This window comes from Streptomyces sp. 8L (assembly GCF_020176795.1).
In the GTDB taxonomy this organism is placed as follows: domain Bacteria; phylum Actinomycetota; class Actinomycetes; order Streptomycetales; family Streptomycetaceae; genus Streptomyces.
Map to the genome: position 1 here is coordinate 1 of NZ_JAIUKE010000400.1, position 6236 is coordinate 6236.

The window sequence follows — 6236 nt, forward strand, 5'->3', positions numbered from 1 at the left end:
CGGCGGGCGGGGCGAGGGCACATGAGCGCGGCACCCTTCAGATGATAGTTGACGCTACGTGTTGACCGTGTCGCTCTCCGCTGTTGTCCGAGCTGGGTCCGAACCGGTGGACCGTGGTCAACTCCGGCACGAGCCGCAGGTATACGGGCTCGAACGGCTCGCCGTCGGCCGATGGGGGCGTCGGGCCGAACAGAGCGCGCTCCTCGCCCGGGGGCCGCACGATCGTCGCCGTGCCGATGCACTGCACCGACCAGAAGGAGCCCGCGGCCTGCTCGGCGCTCGCCGGCGTCAGGTTGTCCGCGCCGTACGCGACCACGGTGCCGCTGCACGCGCGGTGGTAGCCGAGCCCCGCGTGCATGCGCAGCAGCAGGGCGCCCGGCAGGACGACATGGCGGGCGGGCGCGACGAACGGCAGGGCCCGCAGGGTCGCCGCGAGCCTTCCGTACGGGACGCGCGCCAGCAGGGCGGTGGCCTCGGTCGCGTCAGGGGCTTCGGTCGGCATGCCACCACCCTGCGTCACCGGGCCGCCGCTCCGACAGGGCAGACCGCCCCGAGATGCCGGGTCGTAGGTCCCGAAACGCGCGACGGCGCGGACCTCCGCGCAGGGCCCCGTCCGTGAGGCGGCCCCGATGCCGCTGTCCCGGGAAGCCGCCGGGAGCCGTGTCCCGGGAGCGGTGTCCCGGGAGCCGCCGGGCCGGGTCGTGCGCCAGCGCTCCCGTCAGCGCTTCTCGGCCTGGAGGCGGGCGACGTAGGCCGCCGCCTGCGAGCGGCGCTCCATGCCCAGCTTGGACAGCAGCCCCGAGACGTAGTTCTTGATCGTCTTCTCGGCGAGGTGCAGGCGCTCGCCGATCGCCCGGTTCGTCAGGCCCTCGCCGATCAGGTCGAGGATCTTGCGCTCCTGGTCGGTCAGGTTCGAGAGCTTGTCGTTCGTACGCGGATTGTTGCCGTCGCGCAGCCGCTCCAGCACGCGCGCCGTCGCCACCGGGTCGAGCAGGGAGCGGCCGGCCGCGACGTCCCGTACGGCAGCGAGCAGTTCGCTGCCGCGGATCGCCTTCAGCACATAGCCGGAGGCCCCGGCCATGATCGCGTCGAACAGCGCCTCGTCGTCCGCGAAGGACGTCAGCATCAGGCAGTGGATGTCCTCGTTGCCCGAGCGGATCTCCCGGCACACCTCGACCCCGCTGCCGTCCGGCAGGCGCACGTCGAGGACCGCGACGTCGGGGCGTGTGGCCGGAATGCGCACCAGCGCGTCCGCCGCCGTGCCCGCCTCGCCCACGACCTCGATGTCGTCCTCCACGGACAGCAGCTCGTAGACGCCCCTGCGGACGACCTCATGGTCATCCAGCAGGAATACGGTGATTTTATCCGTTTCTTCCACAGTCGCAGTGTCACACATCCACCTCTTCCCTGCCGCCGAGGGACCGGGATAACGTGCCGTTGTCCCGGCGGCCTGCGAGGCTGTTCACGACGCCCTGACCAGCCGCTGTCGACCTGTCACCCCGATTTACTTGGAAATCCAAGGAAAATCGCTGGTCAAGCAGGGTTTCACAGTCGTGCTGCACTCTGGGTAACGTGCCTTTCAAAGGTGCTCGCCGGGGCACCTGTCACGTCTGGGGCCTTCGCGTTCCCGCACACACCCCGTGCGGCCGGAGGAGCCGGACGGAACCGCACTGGTACCCGGCAGATCCCGGGTGGCCGGAAAGACGGAGGGACACGCACGTGACCGTGGAGAGCACCACCGCGCGGAAGCCGCGAAGCGGCGCAACGGCCCGAAGCGCCGCGGCGGGCGCGAAGACGACCCGGGCCGCGGGCGCGGCCGGGCCCGCAGGGACGGCGGAGGCGGCGAGGGCCGCGAAGACTTCCGAGGCGCCTGAGTCCGCGGGGACTTCCGAGGCACAGGAGTCCGCGCGCCCGGCGAAGTCCGCGCGGCCGGCGAAGACGGGCAGGGCCGCGGGGCCGGCGAAGGGCACGAAGTCCGCGAAGACCGGCGGCGGCTCCCGGACGGGCAGGTCCGCGAAGAGCACCGGCCCGGGCGGCAGGTCCGCCGCGGGGTCCCGTACCCGGGGCAGCAGCGGCACCGCGGGTACGGACGCCGGAGCCGCGGCCGGGACCGCGGGGCGCCCCGACGACGAGCCGGTCCAGCTGCTCACCCCCGAGGGCGAGCGCGTCGCCCGTCCGGACTACGACGACTACGTCGCCGACCTGACGCCCGAGGTGCTGCGCGGCCTCTACCGCGACATGCTGCTCACCCGCCGCTTCGACGGCGAGGCCACCCAGCTCCAGCGCCAGGGCGAGCTGGGCCTGTGGGCCTCCCTGCTCGGCCAGGAGGCCGCCCAGATCGGCTCCGGCCGCGCGCTGCACGACGACGACTACGTCTTCCCCACGTACCGCGAGCACGGCGTCGCCTGGTGCCGGGGCGTGGACCCGGTGAACCTGCTCGGGATGTTCCGCGGCGTCAACAACGGCGGCTGGGACCCGAACAGCAACAACTTCCACCTGTACACGATCGTCATCGGCTCGCAGACCCTGCACGCCACCGGCTACGCCATGGGCGTGGCCAAGGACGGCGCGGGCTCCGCCGTGATCGCGTACTTCGGCGACGGCGCGTCCAGCCAGGGCGACGTCGCCGAGTCCTTCACCTTCTCGGCGGTGTACAACGCGCCCGTCGTGTTCTTCTGCCAGAACAACCAGTGGGCCATCTCCGAGCCCACGGAGCGCCAGACCCGCGTACCGCTCTACCAGCGCGCCCGCGGCTACGGCTTCCCCGGCGTACGGGTCGACGGCAACGACGTCCTCGCCTGCCTGGCCGTCACCCGCGCGGCCCTCGAACACGCCAGGGGCGGCGCGGGCCCGATGCTGGTCGAGGCGTTCACGTACCGCATGGGCGCCCACACGACCTCCGACGATCCGACGAAGTACCGCTCCGACGAGGAGCGGGAGGCGTGGAGCGCCAAGGACCCGATCCTCAGGCTGCGCAGATACCTGGAGCGGGAGGGCCACGCGGACGACGCGTTCTTCGCCGCTCTCGAGGAGGAGAGCGAGGCCCTCGGCCGCCGGGTGCGCGAGACCGTGCGGTCCATGCCCGACCCCGACCCGATGGCGGTCTTCGACCATGTCTACGCGGACGGCAGCGCGCAGGTGGACGAGGAGCGCAAGGCGTTCGCCGCGTACCAGGCGTCCTTCGACGACGCGCCGTCCGACGCGTCCGCGGCCCCGGCCGGCACCGGCACCGGCACCGAGGGAGGCAAGTGACATGAGCAGCCGGAAACTCCCCCTCGCGAAGGCGATCAACGAGTCGCTCCGCAAGGCCCTGGAGACCGACCCCAAGGTCCTGATCATGGGCGAGGACGTCGGAAAGCTCGGCGGCGTCTTCCGGGTCACCGACGGCCTCCAGAAGGACTTCGGCGAGGACCGGGTCATCGACACCCCGCTCGCCGAGTCCGGCATCGTCGGCACGGCGATCGGGCTCGCGCTGCGCGGCTACCGGCCGGTCGTGGAGATCCAGTTCGACGGCTTCGTCTTCCCCGCGTACGACCAGATCGTCACGCAGCTCGCGAAGATGCACGCCCGCTCGCTCGGCACGGTGAAGATGCCGGTCGTCATCCGCATCCCGTACGGCGGCGGCATCGGCGCGGTCGAGCACCACAGTGAGTCGCCCGAGGCGCTGTTCGCGCACGTGGCGGGCCTGAAGTGCGTCTCGCCCTCGAACGCGTCGGACGCGTACTGGATGATGCAGCAGGCCATCCAGACCGACGACCCGGTGATCTTCTTCGAACCGAAGCGGCGCTACTGGGACAAGAGCGAGGTCGACACCGAGGCGATCCCGGGACCGCTGCACGGCGCGAAGGTCGTGCGCTCGGGCGAGCACCTGACGCTCGCCGCGTACGGGCCGATGGTGAAGGTGTGCCTGGAGGCCGCGGAAGCGGCGGCCGAGGAGGGCAAGTCGCTGGAGGTCGTGGACCTGCGGTCGATGTCCCCGATCGACTTCGACACGCTCCAGGCGTCCGTGGAGCGCACGCGCAGGCTCGTGGTGGTGCACGAGGCACCGGTCTTCTACGGCTCGGGCGCGGAGATCGCGGCCCGGATCACGGAGCGCTGCTTCTACCACCTGGAGGCCCCGGTGCTGCGGGTCGGCGGCTTCCACGCCCCGTATCCGCCGGCCCGGCTCGAGGACGAGTACCTGCCGGGCCTCGACCGGGTGCTCGACTCCGTCGACCGCTCGCTCGCGTACTGAGGAGTGCCGCACGATGATGACTGACACGTCCGCAGCCGCGGGCCTGCGCGAGTTCAAGATGCCCGACGTGGGCGAGGGCCTCACCGAGGCCGAGATCCTCAAGTGGTACGTGGGACCTGGCGACTCCGTCACGGACGGCCAGGTGGTGTGCGAGGTGGAGACGGCGAAGGCGGCCGTCGAGCTGCCCATCCCGTACGACGGGGTGGTGCGCGAGCTGCGCTTCGATGAGGGCTCGACGGTCGACGTCGGCGTCCCGATCATCATGGTCGACACGGGCGGCGCCGGTCCCGCCGCCCCGGAGGCGGCGCCCGAGGCGTCGCGCGCGTCCGACGCGGCCGGCGCTTCCGGTACATCCGGCGCTTCCGGTACATCCGGTACATCCGGTACGGAAGAGTCCGCGAACGGCGTGGCGACGGCCTCGGCGCCGGCCCGTACGCCCGTCCTGGTCGGCTACGGCGTCTCCGAGTCGTACACGAAGCGCCGTCCGCGGCGTCCGGCGGGCGGCGTGCCCGGGCAGGCCGCCACGGCCGAGGCCCCGCGGGCCGCGCCCGAGCCGGAACCGGAGCCGGTGGCGGCCACGGAACCGCCGCCCGCGCAGCCGGCCGGCGGCCGGCCGCTGGCCAAGCCGCCCGTACGCAAGCTGGCGAAGGACCTGGGCGTGGACCTGGCGGCGGTCGCGCCGAGCGGCCCCGACGGGATCGTCACCCGGGAGGACGTCCGCGCGGCCGCGGCACCCGCGCCGGAGCCTGCCCGGGCGGCTTCCGCGCCGTCCGAGGCCCCCGCGGCCCCGGACGAGGCGGCGCGGGAGCCGGAGCGCGAACCGGCCGTTCCCGCGGTGGCGGCGGGCGCCCGCGAGACCCGGACCCCGATCAAGGGCGTGCGGAAGGCCACGGCCGCGGCCATGGTCGGCAGCGCCTTCACCGCCCCGCACGTCACGGAGTTCGTCACGGTCGACGTGACGCGCACCGTGAAGCTGGTCGAGGAGCTGAAGGCGGACCCGGACATGGCGGGCCTGCGGGTCAACCCGCTGCTGCTCATCGCACGGGCGCTGCTCGTCGCGATCCGGCGCAACCCCGCCATCAACGCCGCCTGGGACGAGGCCGCCCAGGAGATCGTCCAGAAGCACTACGTGAACCTGGGCATCGCCGCGGCCACCCCGCGCGGCCTGATCGTGCCGAACATCAAGGACGCGCACGACAAGACGCTGCCGCAGCTGGCCGAGTCGCTCGCGGAGCTGGTGGCGACCGCCCGCGAGGGCCGTACGTCGCCGGGCGCCATGCAGGGCGGCACCGTCACCATCACCAACGTCGGTGTCTTCGGCATCGACTCGGGCACGCCCATCCTGAACCCGGGCGAGGCCGCGATCCTCGCGGTCGGCGCGATCAAGCCGCAGCCCTGGGTCCACAAGGGCAAGGTGAAGCCCCGCCAGGTCACCACGCTGGCGCTCTCCTTCGACCACCGGCTGGTCGACGGCGAGCTCGGCTCGAAGGTGCTCGCGGACGTCGCGGCCGTCCTGGAACAGCCGAAGCGCCTGATCACCTGGGCCTGATCACCTGGGCCCGGTCGCCTGGGCCCGATCACCTGGGCCCGATCGCTCGGGCCCGACGCCCCGGATCGCACGGCCCGACCGGGCCTGATCACCCTGGCCCCGAGCGGCCGGTGTCCCGCCGTTCCGGCACGCGGGGCGCCCATCGTCGGCGCCGGTTCCCGCCCCGCGCGGAGGCCGGCGCCGTCGGCGTCCGCGCGCGCCGCACGCCGGAAGCGGCGTCTGGGCCGTAACCGGATATTCGGTGGCATCACGGGCGGCCGCTCGCCACACTTGTTCGAGCAGGGCGCACCGCGGAGGTCCGTCAGGACCGGGAGAGGGGGCGCCGCGGGGACCCGGAGTCCGGACCGCGGCGCACCGTGCGGGACGGCGCCGTGCCGGCACCGCGGCGCGTCCACACGCCCGCCGCGACGTGCCGCCGGCGCACAGTCCGGGGGGCGGCCGCTTCGAGCGCGC

5 protein-coding genes are annotated in these 6236 nt (G+C 73.2%); 3 read left to right on the forward strand and 2 right to left on the reverse strand.

Going from position 1 to position 6236, the window contains the following annotated elements; translation table 11 throughout:
* Positions 1–37: 37 nt before the first annotated feature.
* Both LCE31_RS28495 and LCE31_RS28500 read right to left on the reverse strand, forming a co-directional pair.
* Positions 38–502 (reverse strand): pyridoxamine 5'-phosphate oxidase family protein, encoded by a 465-nt coding sequence (locus LCE31_RS28495; RefSeq protein WP_225019230.1) that lies wholly within the window; start codon positions 500–502, stop codon positions 38–40.
* Between the two features lie 216 nt (positions 503–718).
* Entirely contained in the window at positions 719–1378 is a 660-nt protein-coding gene (locus LCE31_RS28500) for a response regulator transcription factor (protein ID WP_308042322.1), read from the reverse strand.
* Positions 1379–1719: 341 nt separating this feature from the next.
* Here LCE31_RS28500 and pdhA point away from each other — a divergent pair, with 341 nt between their 5' ends.
* From pdhA to LCE31_RS28515, 3 genes are read left to right on the forward strand one after another with little or no spacing between them, the layout of a single operon-like run.
* Positions 1720–3252 carry a pyruvate dehydrogenase (acetyl-transferring) E1 component subunit alpha gene (gene pdhA, locus LCE31_RS28505; RefSeq protein WP_225019234.1) on the forward strand — a complete coding sequence of 511 codons (1533 nt, stop codon included), beginning with the start codon at positions 1720–1722 and terminating at the stop codon, positions 3250–3252.
* 1 nt (position 3253) lies between these two features.
* Complete coding sequence (locus tag LCE31_RS28510) at positions 3254–4234, forward strand: alpha-ketoacid dehydrogenase subunit beta (RefSeq protein WP_225019236.1); 981 nt, start codon at positions 3254–3256, stop codon at positions 4232–4234.
* A 13-nt stretch (positions 4235–4247) separates the two neighbouring features.
* Positions 4248–5783: a dihydrolipoamide acetyltransferase family protein gene (locus LCE31_RS28515; protein WP_225019238.1), complete on the forward strand. Its 1536-nt coding sequence runs from the start codon at positions 4248–4250 to the stop codon at positions 5781–5783.
* Positions 5784–6236: the final 453 nt, after the last annotated feature.